This is a genomic window from Polynucleobacter sp. MG-28-Ekke-A2 (genome assembly GCF_035012985.1).
Classification (GTDB): domain Bacteria; phylum Pseudomonadota; class Gammaproteobacteria; order Burkholderiales; family Burkholderiaceae; genus Polynucleobacter.
The window spans coordinates 1-25,984 of record NZ_JAYGQU010000024.1 but is presented as its reverse complement, the minus strand read 5'-3'; the positions used below and the strand labels follow the sequence as shown (position 1 = coordinate 25,984).

The window sequence follows — 25,984 nt, the reverse complement described above, 5'->3', positions numbered from 1 at the left end:
CCGCTTAAGACCGCCTGACTTTAGAAACTCTTTAACTACCTTTAGCTTGAACTGCTTGCTGTACTTGCTCATAAAACAAAACCCCCTTGGTTGGACATAGCGTCCAACTTTTGGGGGTCAGTTCACTAGGGTGGCTTTTCTTATCAGTGGCTAGAAAGTTTCTTAAACACTTAATCTGCTTTACTCGGCAATAAAAGTATTCTCAAGCTTTCCAATACCACCCATCTCAACGACTACAACATCGCCGTTCACTAAGTACTTAGGAGGTTTAAAGCCGATGCCAACGCCGACTGGAGTTCCGGTAGCGATCAAGTCTCCTGGGTAGAGGGTGATGCCTGCAGAGACCGTAGCGATCATATTGGGGATGTCAAAAATCAGATCTTTAGTATTGGAGTTTTGGCGTAATTCACCATTGACCCAGCACTTGACTGGGATGTTTTCGGCATCGACTTCATCTGCTGTCACGACCCAAGGACCCATAGGGCAGAAGGTATCAAAGCTTTTTCCTAAAAACCATTGCTTATGTCTTTGCTGCCAATCACGCGCAGTCACATCATTGATAGCGGTATAACCCCAGACGTGCTTCAAAGCATCTGCTTCGCTAATGCCTTTGCCGCCTTTGCCTATAACAATAGTGAGCTCCGCTTCGTAATCAATGCAGGTGGATACGGCAGTGGGGATGATGACGTTAGTATTGGGTCCGGTTACACACTCGGGCGGCTTCGTGAAAAAGATTGCGTGGCTTGGAATATCCTCACCTGGTTTAGCGCTGCCATCAAATCCGCTGTTGGAAAATTCTTTAGCGTGCTCATGATAATTTTTACCTACGCAGAAAATATTGCGACGCGGTCTAGGTACTGGAGCGAGTAGGCGGATGTCGCTAAACGCATGCGTAGAAGTAGGTTCTGGGAGCTTGCCTGCGAGGTCAGATTTGAGAATGGCAACAATGCCATCTTCACTAACGTCAACGCCTAAGTCGAGCTCTTGAACTGTCGTGCCATCAGCAGACACAATTCCAACGCGAGTTTTGGTAGGCTCTTTGGCTAAAACAAATGCGGCATATCTCATGATTACTGTCTCCGGCTGGGGTTTTGTCTACGTTAACCCCTGTTTATTGTGATGAATCTTGTAGTAGGATAAAGAGCATAAATAATAACTAATTTACGTATTTGAGACAAAAAATGAGACAAAAATATTCATTTGCTACTGCCTTAGCCTTTTTATGTGCTTGCTTGGCCTCTCAGAGCATCTTTGCACAGGCACCAGAGTCCTGGCCTACAAAGCCGATCACTATGGTTGTGCCGTTTCCGCCGGGTGGGGTTGCTGATACTGTCGGTAGACCGGTTGCAGAGGCACTTTCTCGTAGCTTGGGTCAACCGGTGATTGTAGAAAATAAAGCTGGGGCTGGTGGTGGCATTGGCATGGCAGCAGTAGCCAGAGCAAAGCCTGATGGCTACACGATTTTGATGGCCTTATCGTCCATTTCAATTATTCCAGAGGCAGATAAAGTGGTGGGAAGAGAGCAATCTTTTCAACTCAATCAACTTAAGCCGATCGCACGCTTTACAGCGGACCCAACGGTTTTGGTAGTGAGGGCGGACAGCCCATGGAAAGATTACAAATCTTTTGTGGCAGCAATGCGAGCCAATCCCGGTAAATATAATTTTGGATCGTCGGGTAATTACGGCACGATGCATGTACCAATGGAGATGCTCAAGTCTTCAGAAAAGTTCTACATGGTTCATATTCCGTATACAGGTGCAGGACCAGCGATTGTGGGTTTATTGGGCGGCCAAGTAGATGCGATCGCTACTGGACCTTCTTCCATTGTTCAGCAAATTAAGGCGGGCAAAGTACGTGCATTGGCCCATTGGGGTGATGGCAGATTAGCTAGCATGCCCGAGGTACCTAGCTTTAAAGAGATGGGCGTTAAGGTTGAGTTCTCTCAGTGGGCTGGTTTATTTGTGCCCAGCGCAACCCCTGAATACATCACCAATAAGCTCCGTGAGGCTGCTAAACAAGCTGCGAATGATGAGCGGGTACGCACAGTGATCAATGGAGCTGGAAGTCCAATTCAATATATGGATGCGCCTGAATTTAAGACCTACTGGGATAAGGAATCTACTCAGATGGGTGAGGTTGTGAGAAAAATTGGCAAAGTTGAATAATGAAAAAACAATTCCTTTCTTCTTTTCTGATTCTGCTTTTTTCCCAAGCGCATGCCGCAACTGTTCAGGAGCAGATGGATCAAAATCCAGCAGTGAAAACAGCAATTGAAGAGCTTGTTCTTGCGAATCATATTTTGTATGACCAAAATGCTGTAGATGGCTATGGTCACATTAGTGTTCGTAACCCTGCCAATCCTAATACCTTCTTTCTCGCAAGAAGTGTTGCGCCATCTGTTGTCAAGGTTGAAGACATCATGGAATTTGATATGAATGGCAAAGCTTTAAACGGCGATACGCGAGTGGCTTATGGTGAGCGCTTTATTCATAGTGGCATTCTGAAAAATCGCCCCGATATTAATTCAGTTATTCACGGTCATGCTGCACCTATCCTGCCATACGGCTTAACAGGCACAACACTCAAGCCCGTCTATCACATGAGTGCCTTTTTGGGTGAGGGTGCACCGGTTTTCGAAATCCGAAATTTTGCTAAGCCGAATCCCGATACGGACATGTTTGTTAGCAATGGAGACTTGGGTGATGCTTTATCCAAAACTATGGGTTTGCAATATTTTGTTTTGATGCGCGGCCACGGATATGCTGCGGGAGCGGACTCCATTAAGAAAGCAGTCTTTAGGACGATATACGCCATTCAGAACGCAAGCATTCAGTCTGAAGCAATGAAGATGGGGCAGGTGCAGTACCTTAGTCCTGGTGAGGCCATCGCTTCGCAGGAAACGATTGAGAAAACCATTGAACGCCCATGGCAGCTATGGAGTGAGCGCGTCAAAAAACCCTAATTCTTGTTAAACTCACGCATCATGCAGATGCTAGCCCGCCCCTTCAAGACAGCACTTATCCAGGGGCTGCTGTTAACTGTATTAACCCTCTCGCCGTCTGTCAGTATGGCGGTCCTGCAGGATGAAATTCAGGTCTACGATGACGAAATTAATGCCAAGGGTGAAGCTAGTCTAGAGGTGCATTTAAACAGTACTCCCCGAGGCATTCAAAATCCCTCCTATCCAGGAGAGGTGATGAATAACAATGGTGTGCGGGTTACTCCAGAGTTTGCTTATGGCTTAGGCCACGATCTAGAGGCTGGCCTATACATCTCTTACGTGAACTATGACAACAAGTTTCAATATGCGGCGACTAAGGTCCGCATGAAATGGCTACCAATACGCGAAGACAAAGGAGATTCTTTCTTTGCAGGTGCAAACCTAGAGTTAGCTAACGTACAACCGCAGTTTGAGGAATCTCGATACAACAGTGAAATGCGTTTCATTGTCGGCAAGCATTTTGATGAGTGGCTTTTCTCATTTAATCCGGTTGTAGATATGCCGCTCTCGCAACCCTACGTAAATCAGTCGCCTTATTTTTCCACGGCAACTCGTTTATCTAGAGAGGTGACACCTGAGTTAGCGCTTGGGGTAGAGTATTACTCCAACCTGAATCAACTTGGTCAGCCCATCAACTACCAAAATACCCAACAATTGGGATTCTTGATGATGTACTACGAAGGCAAACCACTTTCTTTTCAGGCTGGGGTAGGTAAGGGCTTCTCTAACAGCACGGATTCGTTAACGCTTAAAGCGATTTTTTCCATTCCATTAAATTAACGCGATTAGCCTTAATCAGGCTTAATGTTGGCGTCCTTAATAACCTTGCTCCACATAGTCATTTCATGTGAAATTCGCTTGCTAGAATCTGCGGGCGAGAGATAGTTCACATACACACCTGCCGCCAACATACGTTCTTGCACTTCAGGGCGCTGCAAAATAACCTTGATATCCGCACTGAGTTTATCGATGATGGGCTTAGGAGTTCCTGCTGGAGCCAAAATACCAAACATGCTCACCACATCAAAGTTGGGTAAGCCTGTGGCTTCGGTCACCGTTGGTACATCTGGCAATTGGCTAATGCGTTTTGCGGTTGTCACAGCTAAAGGCCTTAACTGACCGGCTTGAATAAATTGCAGAGCTGCTGGAACTGTTTCAGACATCGTAAGCACTTGACCGCCCACTAGATCAGTCATAGCGGGGCCACTACCTTTATAGGGTACATGCAATAAATCTAAGCCCAGTTGATAGCGAAACATTTCCATCGCAAGACGTTGTGGCGCACCAGCTCCAGATGATGCGAACGTGAGCTTGCCTGGGTTTGCTTTTGCGTAGGCAATGAACTCTTTCATATTCTTTACAGGGACAGAGGGATTCACTACAAACACCAGAGGTACCACTCCCACCACGTCAACTGGTGTGAAATCTTTTTCGAGGTTGTATCGAATCTTATCTTTATCAAGATTCGCGTTGATAGAGTGTGAAGTGAGAGCCCCCATTAAGAGCGTATAGCCATCGGCAGGGGACTTTGCAACCATATCCGCACCAATATTGCCGCTATCGCCTGCACGATTATCGGGAACTACCTGCTGGTTTAGTGACTTGGAGAGCTCTTGCGCTATGATGCGACCAATCACATCAGTAGCACCACCTGGTGGGTATGGAATGACTAGCCTAATAGGTTTGTCGGGATAGTTTTTAATAGCAGAGCTATTGGTTTGCGCCAATAGTGGAGTGGTGATCAGGCTACTGCAAAGGAGTAGGCCAAAGCCTCTAATTAGATGTTGTCTCATTTTGTATTTTTAATGGTGGGTTGAGTTACGATTTTCTATTATCTACAGATTAAAAATTCATGCGCTGCGTCAATGAACTGTAAATTTCTCTTATTACAATGAAGAAATGAACCTAGAGCCTCACCAAATAGAGATTATTGGATATTGCGCTGCATTCTTGACTACCGTAGCCTTTTTGCCCCAGGCGATACAGTCTTGGCGCACCAGAGACCTATCAGGCATCTCTTTGGGGATGTACTCCTTATTTACTGCGGGGGTGGGTTTATGGCTGGTTTATGGCCTCATTATTGAAAAGTGGCCCCTCATTTTGGCCAATGCTCTCACCTTTGCCTTGGCGCTCAGCATCTTATTGTTGAAATTGCGTCATACTTCTAAACATCAGAAATAAAGCACTCATTCATTAAAATTCTTCGAAAGGTTTTTATGTCTTCAGCATTCGTGATTGATCCCCCAGCAGTAATTTCATTGCCTGTGACTGGCGATACTCGTCGCTTCGCTGTGAATCGTATTTACTGCGTTGGTAGAAACTACGCCGATCATGCACGTGAGATGGGTCATGATCCTGATCGAGAGCCGCCATTCTTCTTTATGAAGCCTGCTAACTCGATTGTGACTGATGGTAAAGATATGGCTTACCCAAATTTATCAAAGGATGTTCACCACGAAATTGAAATGGTGGTCGCTATTGGTAAAGGCGGCGCCAATATTTCTGCAGAAAAAGCCTTAGAGCATGTCTATGGTTACGGAGTTGGTCTGGATATGACTCGACGCGATCTTCAAGGTGAGGCTAAGAAGATGGGCCGCCCTTGGGATACCGGCAAAGCATTTGATCAATCTGCCCCTTGCGGTGAGATCACAGCAGCTACTCAGTGCGGTCATCCTGCCAAAGGCGCCGTTAAGCTCTTAGTGAATGGTGAAGTTCGTCAAGAGGGCGATCTCAATCAGTTGATTTGGAATGTTACTGACACGATTGCTTATTTATCTACCTTATTTACCTTGGAACCAGGTGACTTAATTTTCTCCGGTACGCCAGCAGGTGTTGGCCCAGTTAAAAAAGGGGATGTACTTGAAGGTAGTGTTGCCGGTTTACCAAACTTAAAAACAAAAATTCTCTAAATCAAAAAAAGGTCGGATTGATGACAAGTTTTCTCAAGAAAGTATTGCTGATTGGTGCAGCGTTAGTTGCACCTGTTTTTTTGGTTTCATGCGCTAATACTGAGAAGGCCTCATCAACTCCACCTGCCAGTCTTTATGCTGATGCAGCTCCTTTAGATTTGCGAATCAGCAAATGGCCTTACCCGTACCCACTCAAAGAATTTAAAACTTCTTTACAGGGACAGGCTGCAAGCATGATGTATATGGATGTTGCGGCCTTAGGCAAGCAAAAGGGCGTGGTGGTGTTATTTCATGGCAAGAATTTCTCTAGTGATTATTGGTCCTTCACTATTGCGGGCCTTTCAAAGGCCGGCTATCGTGTGATTGCTCCTGATCAGATTGGCTTCGGAAAGTCTTCTAAGCCAGATGTGGCATACCACTTTGATGATTTAGCTGCCAATACGCAAGACTTACTGAAGTCCCTCAATATTAAGCAGGTTTCAGTCATAGCGAACTCCATGGGCGGCATGGTAGGTATTCGTTTTGCGCGCTTATATCCACAAGCCGTCCAAAAGCTAGTGCTGGAGAACCCTTTAGGACTTGAGGATTACAGTAAAGACATCCCTCCGCAACAGAATGACGATTTGCTCAAGCTAGAAATGGCTCAGACGGAAGCGAGTTATCGCCGCTTTCTGCAAAGTTATTTTCCAAACTGGCAGCCTGCTTATGAAAAGTTTGTAGAGGTCTATGTGCGCGTACAAAAAGGTCCGGACTATCCAGCCTATGCAAAGACTTCAGTGTTGACATACCAAATGATTGCTGAAAAACCAGTAGTCAATGATTTGCCACAATTAAAGATGCCGGTGTTATTAGTGATTGGTCAAAAGGACCGTACGGTATTTGGTAGGCGTTTTGCGCCGCCAGAGGCAGTCAAGTCTTTAGGTAACTTTCCGGAGTTGGGCAAGAAGGCGCAAGCAGCCATTCCGAATGCAAAGCTGGTACCAGTTGAAAATGTGGGACACGTACCTCACGTTGAGGTGCCCGATCAGTTTTTGAAAATCGTGGTGGAGTTTTTAAACTCTAAAGGCTAGCCTAACAGCCTTACTTATTCCCCATTCCAATGGGGTGGGCGACTTTCTAAGAAGGCGTTCACACCCTCTCTAAAGTCCTTACTGTTATAGGTTTCTCGCATCAGATCTGTGCAATCTGGAAGATTACTTTGGAGTAAGCGTGCCAATGTCAGCTTGCTGGCTTTTTGCGTGATGGGAGCAAGGGTCGATAGTTTTTGAGCGAGCACATTGGTAGCGGATTCGATTTCTGCGGACTCTGCCGTTTGATAGAGGTAGCCTGAAGCTAATAATTCTGGTGCCCTAATGAGTTCCGCAGTCAGAAGCATCTTCTTCACTGTTGGCGTTCCTAGGTGAGCTGCAAGCCATGACAAATTACTTGGCGATAAACAATTTCCTAAAGTTTTGGCTACCGGTATACCGAAACGGGCATCCGGTGTCGAGATTCGAAAGTCACAGAAAGTGGCCATCAACAGACCGCTGCCGACTGCTAAACCTTCAATCATGGCAATAGTCGGCATCGGTAGTTGTTGCAGTGCGGAGAAAATATGATCAACCGCAACTTCATATGCTTCATTCTCTTTGAGGGCAACAAGCTGTTGAATGTCGCTTCCTGAAACAAATGCTTTATCTCCCGCCCCTCGAAAGATGACCACTCGAATTTCAGGATTGTTAGCTAAGGAGTCGCAAATCCTTTTGAGCTCTTCATACATTGGCCAAGTGAGGGCATTACGAGCGGCGGGGTGATTAAAAACAACCCGTGCCATATTCCCATCAATCTGTAGATCTAAGCAGGGAGGGGAGGGGCTGGTAGTCATAGGCCCATTCTAAACAAAAGCCCTTTCCCAGAGCCCTGAATTTATAGAATTACCCCCACTCTAAGAGTCCTGCGCTAGAATTCCATTATGTATATGTTTCTACCTTTTCTGACGGCTTTTATCGGACTTGTTTTAGTCTGGTTTGAGAAGCGTCTTGCAGGTTTGACAGTTCTGGCGATTACCGTTGCCATCCTCCTGGTTTGGTTCCGTTTTCATGCAACTGACCATCTCAATATCAGTCTGTAATGGATTGTGAGTAAACATTCTCTACCCTCCCTAGCCGCGCTTGGCAATCAGCTTGCATTGCTAGCTGTTGTCGGCATGCTGTCATATGCCTTTGTAGATCAGCTCTACTTTGGTGAGTTACCTTGTCCTTTGTGCTTAATGCAGCGCGTTGGATTTGTGGTTATTGGTTTTGCTTTGGTTCTGAATATTCGTTCTGGCGCTTATTCATCTCACTACGGATGGGGCATTATTGGGGGCCTGGTTGGAATGATGGTTTCTCTTCGTCAGGTCTTCTTGCATATTCTGCCGGGCGACAAAGGATTTGGAAAAACATTTTTAGAGTTGCATTTCTATACCTGGGCATATGTTGGGTATACCGGTTTGTTAATGGGTCTTGCAGTGCTGTTAATGCTACCTAACCGTGAAGTTCGCTCTCGCTCATGGTTTGCTAACGCCCTTGTCATTGCATTCGTTCTCTTGGTTTTTGGCAATCTCGTATCTACACTCTTGGAATGTGGTATCGGCCCCTGCGCTGATGACCCAGTGAAGTATGAGGGCTGGTTGTGGCTACGCTCTCGCTTTGGTTTTTAACCTAGACCTTCCGGTCTAGCTCTACATTTTGAGCATGCCATTCTCTAAAGTTCTGAAGAACTTTCTCTTTATGTCTGTGTTGTGGGCCATTGGCTTTAGTGTTCATGCGCAAAGTACATCCCAGAAAAACACCGCCTGGCCAAAACAAGCAATTCGCATCGTTGTAACCTTTACCCCCGGTGGTGCTCCAGATATATTGGCGCGCGTTTTAGCGGAAGATTGGCAGCAAAACTTGGGTGTACCAGTGCTGGTCGAGAATCGCCCAGGCTATGGCGGTAATATTGGCGCTGATCTCGTTGCTAAGAGTGATCCAGATGGCTATACCTTATTAATTGGTACGGTAGGCATTCATGCGATTAATGGTGCGCTGTATGAAAAGATTTCATACGATCCTGTTAAAGATTTCACACCCATTAGCTTTTTAGCAAGCACACCAAATGTATTAATTGTGAATAAGAAATTAGGCGTTAACAATCTTCATGAGTTAATTGAGCTAGCAAAAGCCAAGCCAGACCAATTGACTTTTGGTTCATCAGGCGTTGGCACTTCTTTGCACATGTCAGGTGAATTGTTTAAACAAATAGCAGGTGTTCAAATCCGTCACATTCCTTATAAGGGACGAGCGCAATCTTTACCTGACTTACTCAGTGGTCGCATTTCTATGCTTTTTGACAATCTTTCCTCTTCCTTAGCCTTGATTAAGGCTGGAGAGGTTCAGGCCTTGGGAGTGACTACACTGAAGCGCTCACATGCCGCCCCCGAGATTCCCACTCTAGCCGAGCAAGGTTTGGCCGGTTTCGAGGCTGTATCTTGGTTTTCATTGATGGCACCGGCAAACCTTCCGCCTGATATCCAAAAACGCTTAAATCAAATGGTGCGCCAAACTTTGAACAACCCCAATGTCAAATCCAGGCTCTTAGCTGGTGGCCTGGACCCCGCTCCAGGTAGCCCCAAAGACCTTTCTAAGTTGATTGCCTCCGAAGCAAGCAAATGGGGTAAGGTAGTACAGCAATCAGGTGCAAAATTAGAGTAATAAACCCCTATTTTCTTGTCAGCCCAAGCCTATTTTTAAGCGTTAAAGGTATGTGGTCTTCATTTTTTCCTCTTTTTCATAAACCCCTCAATTTGCCTAAATTTTCAGCATTAGACATTTCTAAATTCGGCGTGACTTTGACTGTCTGTTTGTTGGTCGGTTGCGCTACGCAGACTCAGCAAATCAAGATGAATGAGTCCAAAGAGCAGTTTAAAAATGGTGATCTGCAAAATACGACGGCGGCCATTCAGGGCGCCTTCAAGGATAAAAATACCCTGTATTACATGGAGCTGGGCGAGGTACAAAGACTGCAAGGTCCCGCTCAGATTCCCAATAGCACCCAAAACCTATTAGCTGCAGATCAATTAGTCAGTCGTTGGGAGGTGACTACCAGCGACAAACTCAGACGCTCTTTTTCAGGAGCAAGTGGTTACGTTTTGTCTGAAGGTTTCAGTAGTGAGTATGACCCTAAACCTTATGAAGTGAGTCTATTAAGCCAAACCATCGCTTTAAACCACATCTCTCAAGGACGCTGGAATGATGCCATGGTGGAAGCCAAAAAGATGGCGCAGCGTGAGGAGGTTATTGAAGAGCTGATCCAGAGTAGGGTGGCCGCAGTCTCCAAGGTAGAGCAGGAGCAGCAAAATAATCCCAATACTCAAGGTGCATCTAGCCGTATTGAAAGTATCAGCGGTTACCCAATCAATCTGTTGGATGACGAGGAAACCCGTAGCCTTAAGAACTCCTATCAGAACCCCGCAGCATATTACCTGTCTGGTTTTATTCACGAGTCACAAGGAGAGGCAAGTCTAGCTGCGCCAGGTTATCGCTTGGCAATTGAGTTACGACCACAAGTCAACTTCTTTAAAACCAGTATTGCTAAGTTGGACTCCAATATTGCCAATCAAGGTAGAAAAACGTTTGCTGATACCTTGATCATTATTGATACGGGTTACATGCCTAAAATTATTCCTTATCAAATTAGCCAGTCTTTTAATCTGGGCGGCAATCCAAAGTTAGTGACCTTAACCTTTCCGGTAATCGAAAAATCTACTGAGCGTTTCAGGCCAACTATGGTTCAGTTAGGCGATAAAGTGGCTAATCCAGAGTTGGTTGCCAATATTGATGCTATGGCTCGCAAGAACTTGCGTGATGAGATGCCAGCCTATGTTTTAAGAGCATCCTCTAGAGCCTTAGTCTCTTTGGCTGCACAATATGCGGCGGATCGAGCTGCCCAGCAAGCGGCGAACAAGCGAAGCCAGAACAATCAAAACAATCAGAACAATGGTAGCGCTGCTCTGATTGGCGCGATTGCAGGAATGATTACGGGATATAGCTTGCAAGCAATCAATGTGACTGATGTGCGTCATTGGTCAACTTTGCCCGCGCAAACATACATGGCCAGAATGGGTCTGCCGATTGGACCAACTGTTCTGAAATACACTTTGCCATCGGGCGTAACCGCATCTCAAACTGTTAACTTAGTAGGCGGGTACAACGTGGTTTATATCCGCATGTTTAGAAATAGGGCAACTGTACTGACCTCGAATGACCCTACTGCGCTTCCTCCCAAAGATCCTGTTGTTGGCACTCCAATAGTTGCATCTCCAGCCGCCATCTCGCCAGCAAGCCCACTTCCCGCTCTCGTAGAACCCAAGCCATCTGAGGGTGCATTTGCAGGCTTTAAGAAACTATGGGGAGGCTTTCAGGATCCACAGCCCGAAGAGCTTGCCTCAGCCGTGGTAACGACTATCCCAGTAGCACAAACTACCCCTGTACTTGCTACCCCTATTTCAACCCCCAATCCCACCCCCAACAATATCCCTGCTAGCGGTAATATGGAAGGGGTGAGGCCTTATGAGCCACCCAATCTGTTGAATAGCTTTCAGCAGCTTTTTAATTAGGAAAGACCCAGATGAAAAAATACCTTGCAATCCTGATGACAGCACTTGCTCTTGTTGCATGTAGCTCAACGCCATCCATGAAGGACATGACGGTACGCATGGGTGATACGGATAGCATTCAAATTACTGATATGCGTAGTTTGATGCGCAATGGCGTATTAACAGCGCAGGTAACCATACAGAATGACAGCAAATCCAATCTCGTGTCTTATCGATTTAAGTGGATTGGTAAAAACGGCATGGCGGTAACAGATGAGGAGCCGTGGAAGCCTGTAACAGTAGGTAAGGGGCAGTCGACCGTTATCATGGGAATCGCCCCAACGCCAGATGCTACTGACTTTCGTTTTGAATTAAATCAATACAAATAAAAATCAATTAACTATTTAATATTAAAAAGATTTAGGCTTATTAAGGATGATCATGAACACTAAAACTATTCGCTTATCTGCTATTGCATTATCAGTAGTAGCGCTTGCTGCATGCTCAGGACCACAGGTTCGTTACGGTGATGCGAAGGCGGTAGAGACCGTTAATGCAAACTACGGATCAACTGATCTACAGATGATTGCCGAGGCAATGACAAGATCACTGCTCCAGTCTAAGGCCATCTCTGGAAGCAAAGATGCGCCTATTGTGACGCTTGCAGACGTGAAGAATAAGACTTCTGAATATATCGATACGCGTGTAATTACCGATAAGATCCGCACGCAGTTAATGAAGAGCGGTCAAGTGCGATTCGCAGTGAGTGTTTCTGAAATGCAAAATCAGACTGAAGAGCTCAAGCGTCAAAATCAGTCAGGTTTATATAAGAACAGCACGATTGCCAAGACCGGCAATATGCAGGGCGCTCAGTATCGTATCGAAGGATCGATTGCTTCTATTGTCAAAAACACCAAGGATGTGAAAGACGTTTATTACGTATTTAATCTCAACCTCATTAACAACGAATCCGGTTTGCTCGAGTGGGCTGATGAAAAAGAGATTCGTAAGACTGCTACGCGCTAATACGCAACTCAACACCATAAAGAATTGAGCAATACATGAAAAAAATATTATTAGCTTGTACGGGGATGAGCCTGGTTCTTTTGGCTGGCTGTGCTAGCAAGCCGCCTGCTCTCGTCGAATCTGCGTATATTGGCCAAGTGCCAGCGGACCCACCCAAAAATCCCGTCATCAGTGCTGAGGCTTTAAAGGCCGATTCCAAGTCAATTGCAGTCACTGATATCTACTTTAAGAAAGAAGGTAAGAACTTAACATTCATCGAAGAAACCAGAGCAACTACTGGTAATAGCATCACCTCTGTGATTACGCCCAAGACAATTGAAGTGGATGCCGATAAAGCAAATGCCTCTGCCATTACTGGTGGTGCAAATTCATCTGCGTTCCCAGTAAAGTTCACTGATTTATCTGATCCAAAAGCTACCAGCTCAGGAACAACCTCACCGCCCGTGCCTGTTGTTGATGCTGGGATACCAAGTAATAGCTCTTCAAGTACCAATGCTGAAAGTATGAAGAGGTCTGGCTATCAAAGTAATTATGAGTATGGTGAGTTACGTTATTTAGCTAACCCGATTCGTGGCTTACTCATCAAGTCTGGTTATAAAGTGGTCCAGGCTAAATCCACTCCTGCAGCTCCTAATCAAGGTGACGAGTACTTCGATATTGTGAAACGTATTAAGGCTGGGGATTTCGGTGATGCAGACTATGTTTTATATGGTGTGTTGGCGGAAGTCTCTAGCACGGATAACGTATCCGATATTCCTGGAACCAAATCTACCTCGCAACAGATGACGCTTGAGGTAACGGTGGACTTTAATATTGTCGACACTAAGACAACGCAAATCGTTGCGTCATTTGTAGCTTCTGGTGAAGGTAAGGATGTCCAAATTGATGGCAGAGATACTGGATATAAATCAAGTAATGCCAAGTTAATGAAGTTGGCTTCATTGGATTTGGCTGAAGATGTGCGCAAGCATTTGGCTGATCAAAACTTTATTACTAACAACCCAGGTTCGGCAGGGCAGTTGCGTAACCTCAAAACCCGTTTAAATGACGATGCTTCCACTTTGAAGGTCTATAAGTAAGAGACTCAAAGTAGTTTGCCTTAAACCTGCACTGGCGGATGCGTCTTCTCATAGCGCTCCGCCGTTCTTCTAAAGAGATAGAGTAAAAAGCACGCAGCTAAGCCCAGACTTAAGCTGTTGCCAGCCCAAAAGCCATTGGCGCCTTGTAGAAATACTGGTGTATTACCAAATACATTAAAGCCCATGAGGTAGCCACCACCAAGGCCTACGCCCCAGAGTGAGCCTGCATAAATCACCATCGGTAAAAAAGCAATGCGATAGGCCCGCAGAATAAATGCTGCGGTAACTTGAAGAGCATCAAATACTTGATAGAAGGCTATAAATAAGAAGAGGGGAATAGAGAATACCTTCACCTCTGCCGGTGGATCGTATAAATCCAATAGCTGTATTCTGAAAATCCAAACTGCGATACCAATAGTGATGCACAGCGTGGTGGTAAAAAAGACGGATGACCAACCTATCTCTTCGGCACGCTCGGGCTTGTTGGCACCAATAGATTGTGAAACTAAGGTCATGGTCGCAATGGAGAGAGATAGCGGCACCATGTAGATGACGGTCCCCATATTGGCTACGATTTGATGGCCTGCTAATGCCGTAGTTCCAAGGCGGGCAATAAATAGCGACATAAACGTGAAAGAAGTTACTTCAATCAAGTAACTAAAGCCAATAGGTGCGCCAAGTTTTAATAATGTCCAGATACGATGCCAATCGGGCATGCTAAAGCGAGTAAAGATCTTAAATGGTTTATAAAAGCGATCAAATAAAACAAAGCCTAGAGTCATGAGTAGCCAAGACCAGTTAATGATGACGGTAGCTACAGCGCAGCCTGGCCCACCCATGCCCTCTATGCCTAAGCCTCCATAAATAAAAAGTAGGTTTAAGGGTAGCTTAAGTCCTAAGCCAATAATTTGTACAACAGTGATGACGGTGGGGCGTGAGACAGCATTGTGCAGCGCCATCAACACGCGCATAGCCATGCTGGCTGGTAAGCCAATTGCTAGGATATTGAGATATAACTTTGCTTTACCTTCAATAACATCATTAACTCGGGAAATAGCTAGCAAGTGATCTGCATTGAGCAAAATAAAACAGCCCAAAATCGTGAGACCAAAAGCAAGCCAAGCAGCTTGCCGCACTTCTTCACCGATTTCTCCAAAACGTTTAGCGCCAAAGAGTTGTCCTGCAATTGGTGCTAGCGCAGAGATCACTCCGGTGAGGCCCACGTAAATGCTGATGAAGATAGCTGAAGCCATTGCTAGCGCCGCTAAATCATCGGCTGAATAGCGCGCCGTCATCGCGGTATCGAGCACGCCAAATGCAATCACAGCAAGCTGCCCCACTAATAAAGGTCCGGCTAGTTTTAGTAAAGAGGGGATGTCCTCGCGAAGGCGCGATAGTTTAAAGTGCAGCACGAATTATTCCGGGATAACTTCGTAGAGACGCAGGCGTTCATCGCGGTCAGCGGCACGACGATCTTCCCAAAGCAGTGTGAGCTTTTTGTTATTTAGCTCTGCATATGCCTTTGCTTCGGATTGGCTGTGGGTCAGCATCCAGGGGCAATTGGGGTCATCGCGTAAGTTGAGCTTGGAGAAGTATTCAAAAGAGGCGAGCTGTGCAGGCCCTAGATTACTAGTGTCTATGCAGCCACCACCAGCGGGGATCACTTGGGCCAATCGCGCAGAAACCTGACGATAGGTTTTAGCGTAGTTAATCGTTGGCAGCCATAAAGACATCAGTAGTACCCACATTAAAGTGGTGCCGGATGCTGAGATGATGAGACAGCGCCAAATTTCTTTTGGGGCCCGAGAAGTTCTCCAGCGAACTACTGCAAGCCAAACACCCGTAGTAGCAAGAGCCACGATAAAGGCTAAGACATTAAATTGACCAGTAAATCCAGGAAGTAGGCGTGCAATATTGGCGGCTGTAGATTCTGGATAGCCAGTCACTTTGGCGAGCCAAATAATCCAAATGGCCAGCGCGATCAGCGTAAAGCTAAACATTGCAAACCAGTCAATAAAGCTAATGACGCTTCGCTTGAGAACGGGCAAGCTAAATGCGGCAATGATGGAAAGGCTTGGAATCAAAATCATTAAGTCATGTTCATTTGCTTCTAGGCGGAATAAAACATAAATTAAGCTACCGATGAATAAGCTCAGAGGAATGCAAAGATGGGGCGCGCGCCATGCGCCTGATTCTTTAATGCGACCCCAGTGCGCAAGGGAGACGATTGCGAGCGGCCAGACAGGCCACGCGTAAGCCCAGAAGTTCACACTCAAAAAACCGAGTGATTCAATTGATGGAGTAGCGCGCATTTCCGGTACATTGCGCCAGCCTTCTTCAGCGATGTGACGCCATTGCACTGGCAGATCAGCTAAATACCAAATCAGAGGCCAAATCGCAAAACCGATTAAACCTAAAACAGTACTAGTCAGAGTCCAACGAAAGCGCAACTTCGCATTGCTAGCAATGACCGCAATGATGGTGGAGGTGACAATGATTAAGCTCAGCGTGAGATTGCTCGATAGGGCAACGATGGCAATGCCGAGGCCGGACCACAAACCACCTTGCCAAGGTTTATCTAAGCCGCGCACTGTGCCATATAGCACGATGCTAATACCCATGAGCTGCGCCATCATTGGTGTTGTTTCATGGGCACGTTGCGCTAGACCTACGCATGCCAAGAAAATGAGTAGCGCACCATCAGCCAAGGTCATGCCGTAGCTCTTTAAATCAGGCTGACCACCAACGGCCAATGCCATCGGCTGAACTTCACGACGACGACCTAATAAATAGGTGGCATACCAAATTGCTAGTGCAGCAGAGAAGAAGCAGATGGCGGCGTATAAGCGTGCAGCATTAGCGGCGCCAATAAATGGACCAAACCACTCAATGAGTGTGGCGCCCATCCAATAAGGTAAGGGTGCGCCCAGAGAGATATCGCGTCCAGCTAAGTGGGGAACCATCCAGTCTAAGGAGTTACCGCGAAAGAGTGTCCACATGCCACCAAAGCCTATGGCATCTTCATTCTTCCAGGGGTCCCGAAAGAAGAGGCCAGCGAAACCATAAACTAAGGTCAGCGCAAAAATAATAATGCGCGGAATTGATTTAGTGGCGGCGGCAGTAAGTTTGACCATGGGTGAAGTTCAAAATAAAAAAGGCAGCAAACGCTGCCTTGATTATCTCGCAGAGCAGGTATTTAACATACCCCGCGAATAGAAGTGGTTTAAGCCTTCTTCTTAGCTGGCTTTTCAGCAGCTTTAGCCTCTGCAGCAGCAGCTTTTTTCTCAGCTGTTTTAGCAGCGCCATCACCGGTAGCTTTAGCAACAGCTTTAGTGCCGAATTTCTGACGGAATTTCTCAACACGACCAGCGGTATCCATAATTTTCTGGGTACCAGTGTAGAAAGGGTGTGATTCAGATGAAGTCTCGATCTTGGCCAATGGATATTCATTGCCATCTTCCCACTTGATTGTCTCTCTAGTAGACATAGTGGAGCGAGTCTTGAAGCTGAAGTTATTGGAAACGTCTACAAAGACGATTTCGCGATATTCGGGGTGAATGCCAGGTTTCATGTTGAGTCCTATGAGCGGGGAGCCGTTTGAGCCAAATTGGCTGAAATACTTTCCCAGGTTTTAAAAGCGGTAAAGGCGAAATTATGCCATGAAATCAACAACAAAGCGCTGTTTGGGTGTGCAAAAGGGGCTAAAACAGCCCCTTTTTACCTTTAAATAGCCCCTGAGGGCATCTAAGTTAGCCTCCGCGACGCATTAAGTCGAAGAATTCACCATTATTTTTGGTCGATTTGAGCTTATCTACGATGAAGTTCATCGCCTCGATATCGTCCATGTCGGCCAGCAATTTACGCAATACCCAAATCTTCTGGAGGTTCTCAGCTTTAACCAAGAGCTCCTCGCGGCGGGTGCCAGACTTATTGAGGTTAATCGATGGGTAAACACGACGCTCAGCCAAACGACGCTCAAGGTGAACTTCCATATTGCCAGTGCCCTTGAACTCCTCGTAGATGAGGTCATCCATACGGCTACCAGTTTCAATCAGAGCAGTTGCGATGATCGTCAATGAGCCACCTTCTTCAATATTACGGGCGGCACCAAAGAAACGTTTTGGACGTTGTAATGCATTGGCATCCACACCACCAGAGAGTACTTTGCCTGATGAAGGAACAACAGTGTTGTATGCGCGTGCAAGACGAGTAATGGAATCTAACAAGATGATCACATCTTTGCCCATCTCAACCAAGCGCTTGGCTTTTTCAATCACCATCTCGGCAACTTGAACGTGACGCACTGCTGGCTCATCAAAGGTAGAGGCAACAACTTCACCGCGAACGGAGCGTTGCATCTCAGTTACCTCTTCAGGACGCTCGTCAACGAGTAATACGATCAAAATTGCTTCAGGATTATTGGCGGCAATCGCGTGAGCAATGTGCTGCATCATCACGGTCTTACCGGATTTTGGTGAGGCCACAATCAAGCCACGTTGGCCGTAACCAATCGGGGAGATCATATCGATGATGCGGCCAGTGAGGTTCTCTTCGGCCTTGATGTCACGCTCTAAGCTGATCACGCGATTTGGGTGCAATGGGGTTAAGTTCTCGAACATGATGCGGTTCTTGAGGGCTTCTGGAGCCAAACCATTGATCTTGTCTACTTTTACCAAAGCAAAGTAACGCTCACCATCTTTAGGTGTGCGTACTTCACCTTCAACGCTATCACCAGTGTGCAAGTTAAAACGACGAATCTGCGCAGGAGAGATATAGATATCGTCAGGAGAAGCCATATAAGAGGCTTCAGGGGAGCGCAAGAAGCCAAAGCCATCAGGCAGCACTTCCAAAGTGCCGTCACCGAAAACGGTTTCGCCAGCCTTCGCACGCTTTTTTAGAATGGCAAACATTAATTCTTGTTTGCGCATGCGTTGTGTATTTTCAATCTCCAAGCTAGCTGCCATTTCAAGCAGAGCGGATACGTGGAGGACTTTGAGTTCAGTTAGTTGCATGTGGTTCTCGGGTGTTGATGAATTTGAATTTGGGAATTTTTTTGGGGTATCGCTGCGCTGATTTAGATCACGCAGATGTGGAAAAACAGAATTTTGGAATTTGCTAAAAGAAGGGGGAGGTAAATTGCTGAAAATCGGAGCACTGATAAGTGCGTTTGAGTAATACTACACCAAAAAATGGGTGTGACAAGCGTTTAAAGCGGTAAAAGCCACAGGCTCAGCTGGTGAACCTGTGGTCTGAGACTATTTACAGATGACTATCAATAAATGCAGTCAACTGGGATTTGGCCAAAGCGCCTACTTTTTGGGCAGCCACGGTGCCATTTTTGAAGAGAATCAAAGTAGGAATGCCGCGAATATTGAACTGGGCAGGAACGCCTTGGTTCTCATCCACGTTCATTTTTGCGATCTGTATCTTGTCGCCGTACTCGCCAGCGAGCTCTTCCAGGATCGGACCAATCATTTTGCAAGGACCGCACCATTCAGCCCAGAAGTCGAGCAGGACAGGTTTATCGGACTTGAGGACGTCTTGTTCGAAAGAGGCGTCAGTTACATATTTAATGCCGGCACTCATGAAAATTCCTTATTTAGACTTATTTAGCGAGTTATTTAATTATGTCGTTACAACGCTTATATTAGCAATAAGCGGAACGTTCTGCTCAAAATAGATAAATTACTCCATTCATGTCCCAGCCTTTCCCAGTTCTTTCTGACCAAAAGCAAGTACAACGGTGGGCGATTACGCCCAATAGCCAAGCGCTTGCTCAATTGGCAAAAGGGATTTGGGATTGTGCAGTGCAAACCAATCAGCGTCCGCTAGTGGTTCTGAGTACTGCGGGACCATTAATCGGGGTTAGAGCAGCCCTTGAATTAAACCGACCTAAAGATCTTCCTAGCAACATCGCATTCTTGCCTCAAGTCATTAGCTTTACAGATTGGCTGGAAGCTGCGCCAGGGGCATGGAAATTTCCGAAGAAGCAAAGTGATTTAGAGAGGTGGTTGGGGGTCTATGCCACTTTGCGCAAACACAAAGATTTGCAGTCATGGTTTAAAGCGGAAACGGAATCTGGTGCGTGGGGTCTAGCACAAGCAATCGTTAAAGCATGTGACACCTTATCAACTGCAGTGAGTCCACAACTACAAAAACAGATTCATGAATTCATTCAAGATAATCGGAGTCTACAAAGCAATCTCGGAGAGATATATCTGAGTCAAGCACAAGGTTTGCTTGATAGTACCGTTGCTAAAGTCTATGCGGGAATGGCGCGTAAGGTGGTTGATCAAGAGACCAAGGTCTTGCTCACATTTTGGCGTTACACCGCGAGCGTGAGTGATCCAGCATTTCGTAATCAGTTTGCAATGGCGGCTTATCTTGAAGCTGCTAAGAATGCAAATCCCGCAAGACCTCTGATTTGGGTGGAGACTGCTGATCCAACCCCCATCGATCAAGAGATCATCGGAACTCTGCTGGCCGAGTATGCCCAACATGCACCTGCGGTAGAGGCAAGGATGAGTTGGGGTGATGTGGGCTTATGGGCAGAGGCTATTGGTACTAGTGATGCGCAGGCAGGGGCGCTCAGAAATGTCAAACAAGCCCATAGCAGGGGTTGGCGCCTGGTTGCAGCTAAACGCTTTGAAGAGCTTGCGTGGGCTGCTGCCAAAACAATAGAGCAGCATCTGATTGATGGCAAAACTCAGTTGGCGCTTGTTGCGCAAGATCGCTTGGTGGCCAGAAGGGTGCGTGCACTGCTTTCGCGATTAGGTCCAGCACTCAACATTCGAGATGAAACTGGTTGGAAGTTATCTACAACGCGCGCCGCAGCTGCACTCAATAGTTGGCTAGAAATTATTAAGGCGCCAAAAGATGGGCCTAGCGCAAAAAACTTGCTTGAGTTTTTGCAGAATCCTTTTTTAGATCTTGGAAAGCTTTTGAATCGAGATGCAGAAGCTTGTATTGGACTGATTGCAGAGCTTGAAGACATCCTGGTTGGTAGCAGGGCAGAGTCTGGTTGGAAAACTTTTTATCTAGCCATCGAGGGTGCACAAGAAAATGCTGCAAAAACATCTAGCGCATTACCCAGTGCTGCATTATTTGAGTTATTACAGTTTGTCAGAGAGCGCCATCATGAGTGGTTAACACTCAAGGTGGATTGCAGCAAAGCGTATGCTCACCTGCAGGCGAATCTCCAGGCGACTGGCATGGTTCACAGCCTTGAGAAAGATTCAGCCGGTAAGCAATTGCTAGATGTCCTCAAGACATTTGATTTAAGTAAGACGCAGTATCAGGAGGCGCCTATTCGCCTGAGTGAATGGCTCAGTTTGCTTAAAACCGTCATTGAGGGCGCTAGTTATCAAGAGGCCGGCAAAGAGGCTAAAGCGACGCTGAGTATTTTGCCGCTGAGTTCTACGCGGATGCGTGACTTCGAGGCGGTAGTGGTAGTGGGTTGCGACGAACAACAGTTACCAGCGTATTCCGAGCCACCATTATTTTTTTCAGATGCACTAAATCAGCTATTGAAGACCTCGACGATTGCAATGCAGTTTGTACAGCAGGCTAGGGATCTCTCGCAGCTACTGGTGTCGTGCACCAATGTCGATTTACTTTGGCAAAGTAAAAGCAATAATGGGGAGCCGCTGAGACCTTCCGCTTGGATACAGCGTTTGCAAAATCAAATTGAGTGGGAGGCGAAAACAACTCAATTGAGCAGGCGCGCTTTTGAAGCTGCACCAATGAAGATGGCGGTTGCACATTTTGAAGAAGATCTACCTATGCCGCTATCGATGAGCCCCAGCGCCTATAAGGCTCTGCGGGATTGCCCATATCGCTATTACGTCCGCAGCCTGCTAGGTTTACGCAAGAATAAAGAGTTTGATGAGGGCTTTGACGCTTCGTTAGCAGGACAGACATTGCATAAACTGCTCAAGCGTTTCTACCAAGCACTCAAAACCCAAGAACATACTAATTCTGCGCTGAAAACCAATTCAGATCAAAGACGTGCTTGGATGGAACAAGTCTTAAGCGTGTATTCGGAGCAAGAGTTTGCCTCTTTGATTGAGGGTGACGCAAGAGTGATGGGCGCGTTGAGGGATTGGCAAAAACAAATCCCTAGTTTTGTAGATTGGCAGTTGCAACGTGAGTTAGCGGGTTGGCAATATTTCGATGGCGAAGTCAAAGTTGGCTTTGATTTGCCATTTAAGGATGTAGATGGCAATCCCAAGATCATTCGTATTGAAGGTTATGCCGATCGTTATGACGTCAATGTAGATAACAACAAGCTTGCCTCAGTGATTGACTACAAAAATCAACGTTTTGAGAGAGTTAAAGTAAGGGCTGAGCATATTCTGGATGACCCACAGCTATTGATCTATGCACGTGCCGCCAATGAGGGGCAAGAGAGCCATAAGCTAACTGGACATCGGGTGCAGCAAGCGGAGTGGGTAGCCTTGAAGGCGGATATCTCTAAGGGCGAGCAAAAAGCACTGCGTAGCCAAGAGGTAGTTGATATGCCAGAAATGATGCAACAGTTTTCTGAGCAAATTACAGAAGATATAGAGCAGCTTTGGGCTAAAAAGCCCATGCAAGCATTTGCTCCAGAGGGAGTTTGCCAATACTGCGAAGCAAGAGGCATTTGCAGGAAGGGGATTTGGTGAGTGATCAGATGAATGTGTTGCCAAAGAAGCAGCCCTATTCAGAGAGGCTTGCTTGTGATCCACAGCGCTCGGTCATTGTGTCGGCTTGCGCAGGAAGCGGCAAGACCTGGTTATTGGTGGCGCGGATGGTGCGACTATTGCTTGATGATGTGAAGCCACAAGAGATCCTCGCGTTAACGTTTACACGCAAAGCAGCGCAAGAAATGCGTGACCGGCTATATGGATTGCTTGAACAATTTTCCAAAAGTGATGACGTCTCTTTGATGAAAGAGCTAACCGCTCGGGGCATGGAAAAAGAGCGGGCTGAAAAATACCTGCCCAAGGCTAAAGCACTTTATGAGCAGGTACTGGCAAACCCACAACCGATTGTGATTGATACCTTTCATGGTTGGTTTGGCAGGCTGCTGGGCGCGGCTCCAGTATCTATGGGCATTCAGCCTGGGTTTAAGCTGCGTGAAGATGCTAAGCGGTTGCAAGAGGAGTGTCTTGATGATTGGTGGGGTGATCTCACTCCAGAATTGAAAGCGCATTACGATGTTTTACTGAAGTATTTGGGCTCACATGAGGCCCAAAAACTCTTAATGGGTAAAAGTAGTCTCTTTAAACAAAGAGGTGCATGGACTTTTTTTGCAAAGCAATGCACTCAAACGGACATCACTCCAATAGATCGCCTAAAGCAATCCCTAAGTAAACTGAATCTACCCAATCCCTTACTAGCTCAGTGGAATGCACCTAATGCGCTAGCAGACTTACATTTTTTAGCGCGCTGTTTTGAAAATAGCAGCGTAAAAGATGGTGATCTTCTGAAATACTTGCTTCCTGCAATCGCCTGCAAAGAGAATGCTGGCGATGTAATGGAGGTTGCGGTTAATTTTCAAACCACCTTCTTAACCAAAGAACCAAAATATCGTAGCAATAACGACAAGGCTTTAGGTGAGGCGAAAAAATATCTTGAGAGGATAGGTGAGGCTCATCGTATTGATGAGCACATTGCCATTAAGCAGAATTGGGGTCATGCTTTTGAGGAATATCTGCTATGGCAAGCAGAGCAGGATATCTTTGTAATCAATGAAGCCTGGTTTGCTCTCAATCAATCCATGATGGCGCATGCCAGCGCTCAAAAAGAAAATATGCGTGTGCGTGATTTCGATGACCTAGAGCTTGGCGTCAGTTTGCTCATGGGCGATGCCGCTAATGCCGCCTACCTCCAGTCACGCTTAGATGCTAGATACAAGCAAATCTTGGTTGATGAGTTCCAAGATACTAATCCGTTGCAATGGCAAATTCTGCGAGCCTGGTTAGCGGGCTATAGCGAGGGTGATGAGAGGCCAAAAGTCTTTATTGTGGGGGATCCCAAACAGTCGATTTATCGCTTCCGTCGCGCTGATCCAAGATTATTTGTAAGTGCAGCCCAGTTTTTGCATCAATACCATGCTGCCGCTTATATTGAGCAGGACAAAACGCGCCGTAATGCAGGTGAAATCAATAAAGCGGTAAATACAATCTTTCGGGGTGAGCAAGTTCCCCCTGATTACCCATACTCAGAACAGCAAACGCTTTGGGCTGCTCCTGATGAGGGCAAACCCACCGACGTTTATGCCCAACAAGGCGAGATTTATTTACTACCGCTGATTCCTTATGTGGAGCAGACTCAAGAGTTACGAGAAGGCAGCGCTTTTGATCGTGCCATTGCGGATTCAAGTGAAACTATTGGAGTGATTCAGCGCCAGCATGAGGGTGAGTTAGTGGCGCGCCTCATTCAAGAAGTAGTTGCAACCCGAAAAGTTGCTGACAAAGAGGGCGGCAAGGAAATTTGGCGAGACGCCAGAGCAAGCGACTTTTTGTTACTCGTCAAGCGGCGTAAATACCTGCCTCAATACGAAAGGGCTTTGCGTGATTTGAAGCTTGCTTATGAGAGTCCTCGTCTAGGTGGCTTGCTCAATACTCTTGAGGTAGATGACCTGATTGCCTTGCTTACTGTACTGGTGACTCCTCGTCACGACCTACCATTGGCGCAGGTTCTCAGAACCCCAATTTTTGGTTTTACAGAAAAACAAATGCAGCAATTGGCGGTGGCGATGACGTCTGGCCATTACCGCTCCTGGTGGGATGCATTACAAGACAGTAGGGATGCCAAGCTACAAGTAGCTGCGCGTTATTTAAAGCATTGGCATCTTTTAGGTGAGCGCTTGCCGGTTCATGACCTGCTTGATCGTATTTACCAAGAGGGTGATGTGCGCCTGAAATACGCTGCAGTATGTCAGGACCTGGATCGACCCCAGGTCTTGGCAAATTTAGATGCATTCTTAGAGGTGGCGCTCAATCAAGACGGAGGTCAGTATCCAAGCTTGAGTCGCTTTATTCGGGAAATTAACATTAAGCGCCGCGGGGATGACGATGAAACTCCCGATGAAGGTGATGTAGATGCGGCAAGTGATGAGAACTTGGCTGATGTAGATGAAGAGAGTGAGATGTCAGAAGAGGATCGCCATAAGCGTGTGCGCTTGATGACTATTCATGGTGCCAAGGGCTTGGAATCACCCTTTGTCATTATTCTCGATGCAAATAATACCGATACCAATGTGGATTACAGTGGAGTATTGATAGACTGGTCTCCGCAAGAAGAGGGGCCATCGCATCTATCGCTGTTTACATCCAAAACATTGACAAGCCCACGTAGCGAAATCAATGAAGCAGAGAAGCAAATTGGTGAAAAAGAAAACTGGAACTTGCTCTATGTTGCAATGACCCGTGCGCGACAAGGTTTATGGATTAGTGGTGATGCTCAAAAACCAACTGCCAACAATCCTAGTGGCTTAGATAAAGCCTCTTGGTATGGGAAGGCGAGCAATGCAGGGTTGACTGTATATCAGGTCAATCATCAGGCTGCAGTCACAGAAGAGACTGAGGCTATAAAATCTAGTAAAGAAAACGCGGTCGAGGATTTTGTCTTGGACTGGAATCCCGCGCAAGAAAGTCATATACAAATGCTGTCTGATATTGAAAGCGGCGTCACAGTTGAAGTATTTGCAGGCGAGGGCGAACGGGCAGAAGATCTCGACCCAGAAATTTTGGAAGAAGGTACGAACTTCCATAAATTGCTCGAGTTCCTCACCCCAGATTCCAGCAATGAAACAAGGCCACCCATGCCAAGCGAGCAAGAGCTGATGAATTGGCTGGGGGTAGATGAGGAGCATGCAAAAACGCTGATCGCTCGGACAAAAACAGTACTAGAGGCTCCCGAACTTAAGCGCTATCTTGCCTCAGGCGAATGGCTGCAAGCTTGGAATGAGCTCGATATCGCTAGTGAAGAGGGTAAGAGCTATCGCATGGATCGTTTGGTAGAGCTTGATGATCATTTGGCCATCATCGATTACAAACTCACTATCCCAGAGGTGGGTAGCGAGAAATATGAAAAGTACCGCAAGCAATTGCAGGGCTACCAAGCTGAACTCGCACGCATCAGAAAAGATAAGCCAAACAAGGCTTATTTGATTTCATCAAAAGGTGAGATGGTAGAAGTGAAGTAGGGTGTTAAGCAGCTACCTTGAATTTATTGGCGATCAAGGTTCCCTTGTTTGACCCTGTAAATATTTCTGTGTAAGTTCACCGCGGGGCTATTGGTGAGCGCTGATGCGTTCACCAAATTCTATATCAAATCGATTGAGCGCTGCTCTCCAGTTCCGAATCGGCATCGTCCATCTCTT

General features: G+C 46.4%; 23 protein-coding genes. 15 read left to right on the top strand and 8 right to left on the bottom strand.

The window, feature by feature from the left end; all coding sequences use genetic code 11:
* Window positions 1-180: 180 nt before the first annotated feature.
* Window positions 181-1,068 carry a fumarylacetoacetate hydrolase family protein gene (locus VC188_RS10655; RefSeq protein WP_323483945.1) on the bottom strand — a complete coding sequence of 296 codons (888 nt, stop codon included), beginning with the start codon at window positions 1,066-1,068 and terminating at the stop codon, window positions 181-183.
* 113 nt (window positions 1,069-1,181) lie between these two features.
* Between VC188_RS10655 and VC188_RS10650 the strand changes: the two genes are divergently transcribed.
* Genes VC188_RS10650 through VC188_RS10640 form a run of 3 tightly spaced genes read left to right on the top strand, consistent with a single transcriptional unit; the run spans window position 1,182 to window position 3,784 of the window.
* Complete coding sequence (locus VC188_RS10650; RefSeq protein WP_323483944.1) at window positions 1,182-2,168, top strand: tripartite tricarboxylate transporter substrate binding protein; 987 nt, start codon at window positions 1,182-1,184, stop codon at window positions 2,166-2,168.
* Complete coding sequence (locus VC188_RS10645; protein WP_323483943.1) at window positions 2,168-2,965, top strand: class II aldolase/adducin family protein; 798 nt, start codon at window positions 2,168-2,170, stop codon at window positions 2,963-2,965. Before VC188_RS10650 ends, VC188_RS10645 begins: the two co-directional genes overlap by 1 nt.
* Before the next feature lie 21 nt (window positions 2,966-2,986).
* Entirely contained in the window at window positions 2,987-3,784 is a 798-nt protein-coding gene (locus VC188_RS10640) for a transporter (RefSeq protein ID WP_072582538.1), read from the top strand.
* An 11-nt stretch (window positions 3,785-3,795) separates the two neighbouring features.
* Here the strand turns inward: VC188_RS10640 and VC188_RS10635 are convergent, their stop codons facing one another.
* The gene (locus VC188_RS10635; RefSeq protein ID WP_323483942.1) at window positions 3,796-4,797 is read right to left on the bottom strand and encodes a tripartite tricarboxylate transporter substrate binding protein; all 1,002 of its coding nucleotides are present in this window, start codon (window positions 4,795-4,797) and stop codon (window positions 3,796-3,798) included.
* A 106-nt stretch (window positions 4,798-4,903) separates the two neighbouring features.
* Between VC188_RS10635 and VC188_RS10630 the strand changes: the two genes are divergently transcribed.
* Genes VC188_RS10630 through VC188_RS10620 form a run of 3 tightly spaced genes read left to right on the top strand, consistent with a single transcriptional unit; the run spans window position 4,904 to window position 6,983 of the window.
* Window positions 4,904-5,185, top strand: coding sequence for a SemiSWEET transporter (locus VC188_RS10630; RefSeq protein ID WP_323483941.1), 282 nt, complete (start codon window positions 4,904-4,906; stop codon window positions 5,183-5,185).
* A gap of 35 nt (window positions 5,186-5,220) precedes the next feature.
* Window positions 5,221-5,913, top strand: a complete 693-nt coding sequence (locus VC188_RS10625; RefSeq protein WP_323483940.1) for a fumarylacetoacetate hydrolase family protein — start codon at window positions 5,221-5,223, stop codon at window positions 5,911-5,913.
* 20 nt (window positions 5,914-5,933) lie between these two features.
* Window positions 5,934-6,983: an alpha/beta hydrolase gene (locus VC188_RS10620; RefSeq protein ID WP_323483939.1), complete on the top strand. Its 1,050-nt coding sequence runs from the start codon at window positions 5,934-5,936 to the stop codon at window positions 6,981-6,983.
* 14 nt (window positions 6,984-6,997) lie between these two features.
* Here VC188_RS10620 and VC188_RS10615 read toward each other — a convergent pair whose 3' ends face one another.
* Window positions 6,998-7,777, bottom strand: coding sequence for an enoyl-CoA hydratase/isomerase family protein (locus tag VC188_RS10615; RefSeq protein WP_323483938.1), 780 nt, complete (start codon window positions 7,775-7,777; stop codon window positions 6,998-7,000).
* Between the two features lie 87 nt (window positions 7,778-7,864).
* Between VC188_RS10615 and VC188_RS10610 the strand changes: the two genes are divergently transcribed.
* The 7 genes from VC188_RS10610 to VC188_RS10580 all read left to right on the top strand — a co-directional run bounded on the left by VC188_RS10610 (window position 7,865) and on the right by VC188_RS10580 (window position 13,614).
* Window positions 7,865-8,023 (top strand): DUF5993 family protein, encoded by a 159-nt coding sequence (locus VC188_RS10610; RefSeq protein ID WP_158009030.1) that lies wholly within the window; start codon window positions 7,865-7,867, stop codon window positions 8,021-8,023.
* Between the two features lie 6 nt (window positions 8,024-8,029).
* Complete coding sequence (locus VC188_RS10605; protein ID WP_323483937.1) at window positions 8,030-8,593, top strand: disulfide bond formation protein B; 564 nt, start codon at window positions 8,030-8,032, stop codon at window positions 8,591-8,593.
* Window positions 8,594-8,627: 34 nt separating this feature from the next.
* Window positions 8,628-9,626 carry a tripartite tricarboxylate transporter substrate binding protein gene (locus tag VC188_RS10600; protein ID WP_323483936.1) on the top strand — a complete coding sequence of 333 codons (999 nt, stop codon included), beginning with the start codon at window positions 8,628-8,630 and terminating at the stop codon, window positions 9,624-9,626.
* A gap of 92 nt (window positions 9,627-9,718) precedes the next feature.
* On the top strand, window positions 9,719-11,530 hold the full coding sequence (locus tag VC188_RS10595) for a hypothetical protein (protein WP_323483935.1): 1,812 nt from the start codon (window positions 9,719-9,721) through the stop codon (window positions 11,528-11,530).
* Window positions 11,531-11,541: 11 nt separating this feature from the next.
* A complete protein-coding gene (locus VC188_RS10590; RefSeq protein ID WP_215359777.1) occupies window positions 11,542-11,898 on the top strand; it encodes a YcfL family protein in 357 nt (118 codons plus the stop codon).
* Between the two features lie 46 nt (window positions 11,899-11,944).
* Window positions 11,945-12,535 (top strand): penicillin-binding protein activator LpoB, encoded by a 591-nt coding sequence (gene lpoB, locus VC188_RS10585; RefSeq protein WP_323473197.1) that lies wholly within the window; start codon window positions 11,945-11,947, stop codon window positions 12,533-12,535.
* A 35-nt stretch (window positions 12,536-12,570) separates the two neighbouring features.
* The gene (locus VC188_RS10580; RefSeq protein ID WP_323483934.1) at window positions 12,571-13,614 is read left to right on the top strand and encodes a hypothetical protein; all 1,044 of its coding nucleotides are present in this window, start codon (window positions 12,571-12,573) and stop codon (window positions 13,612-13,614) included.
* Window positions 13,615-13,634: 20 nt separating this feature from the next.
* On the opposite strand, the gene VC188_RS10575 is transcribed toward VC188_RS10580, so the two are convergent.
* The 5 genes from VC188_RS10575 to trxA all read right to left on the bottom strand — a co-directional run bounded on the left by VC188_RS10575 (window position 13,635) and on the right by trxA (window position 19,200).
* Window positions 13,635-15,026 carry an MATE family efflux transporter gene (locus VC188_RS10575; RefSeq protein WP_323483933.1) on the bottom strand — a complete coding sequence of 464 codons (1,392 nt, stop codon included), beginning with the start codon at window positions 15,024-15,026 and terminating at the stop codon, window positions 13,635-13,637.
* A 3-nt stretch (window positions 15,027-15,029) separates the two neighbouring features.
* Complete coding sequence (locus tag VC188_RS10570) at window positions 15,030-16,748, bottom strand: hypothetical protein (protein ID WP_323483932.1); 1,719 nt, start codon at window positions 16,746-16,748, stop codon at window positions 15,030-15,032.
* An 89-nt stretch (window positions 16,749-16,837) separates the two neighbouring features.
* On the bottom strand, window positions 16,838-17,185 hold the full coding sequence (locus tag VC188_RS10565) for a type B 50S ribosomal protein L31 (protein ID WP_072582141.1): 348 nt from the start codon (window positions 17,183-17,185) through the stop codon (window positions 16,838-16,840).
* 178 nt (window positions 17,186-17,363) lie between these two features.
* A complete protein-coding gene (gene rho, locus VC188_RS10560) occupies window positions 17,364-18,626 on the bottom strand; it encodes a transcription termination factor Rho (protein ID WP_011903147.1) in 1,263 nt (420 codons plus the stop codon).
* Window positions 18,627-18,873: 247 nt separating this feature from the next.
* The gene (gene trxA / locus VC188_RS10555; protein WP_062309025.1) at window positions 18,874-19,200 is read right to left on the bottom strand and encodes a thioredoxin TrxA; all 327 of its coding nucleotides are present in this window, start codon (window positions 19,198-19,200) and stop codon (window positions 18,874-18,876) included.
* A gap of 110 nt (window positions 19,201-19,310) precedes the next feature.
* Between trxA and VC188_RS10550 the strand changes: the two genes are divergently transcribed.
* Window positions 19,311-22,277 carry a PD-(D/E)XK nuclease family protein gene (locus tag VC188_RS10550; protein ID WP_323483931.1) on the top strand — a complete coding sequence of 989 codons (2,967 nt, stop codon included), beginning with the start codon at window positions 19,311-19,313 and terminating at the stop codon, window positions 22,275-22,277.
* Window positions 22,274-25,807: a UvrD-helicase domain-containing protein gene (locus VC188_RS10545; RefSeq protein ID WP_323483930.1), complete on the top strand. Its 3,534-nt coding sequence runs from the start codon at window positions 22,274-22,276 to the stop codon at window positions 25,805-25,807. The genes VC188_RS10550 and VC188_RS10545 overlap by 4 nt, the downstream gene beginning before the upstream one ends.
* The last annotated feature ends 177 nt before the right edge of the window (window positions 25,808-25,984 follow it).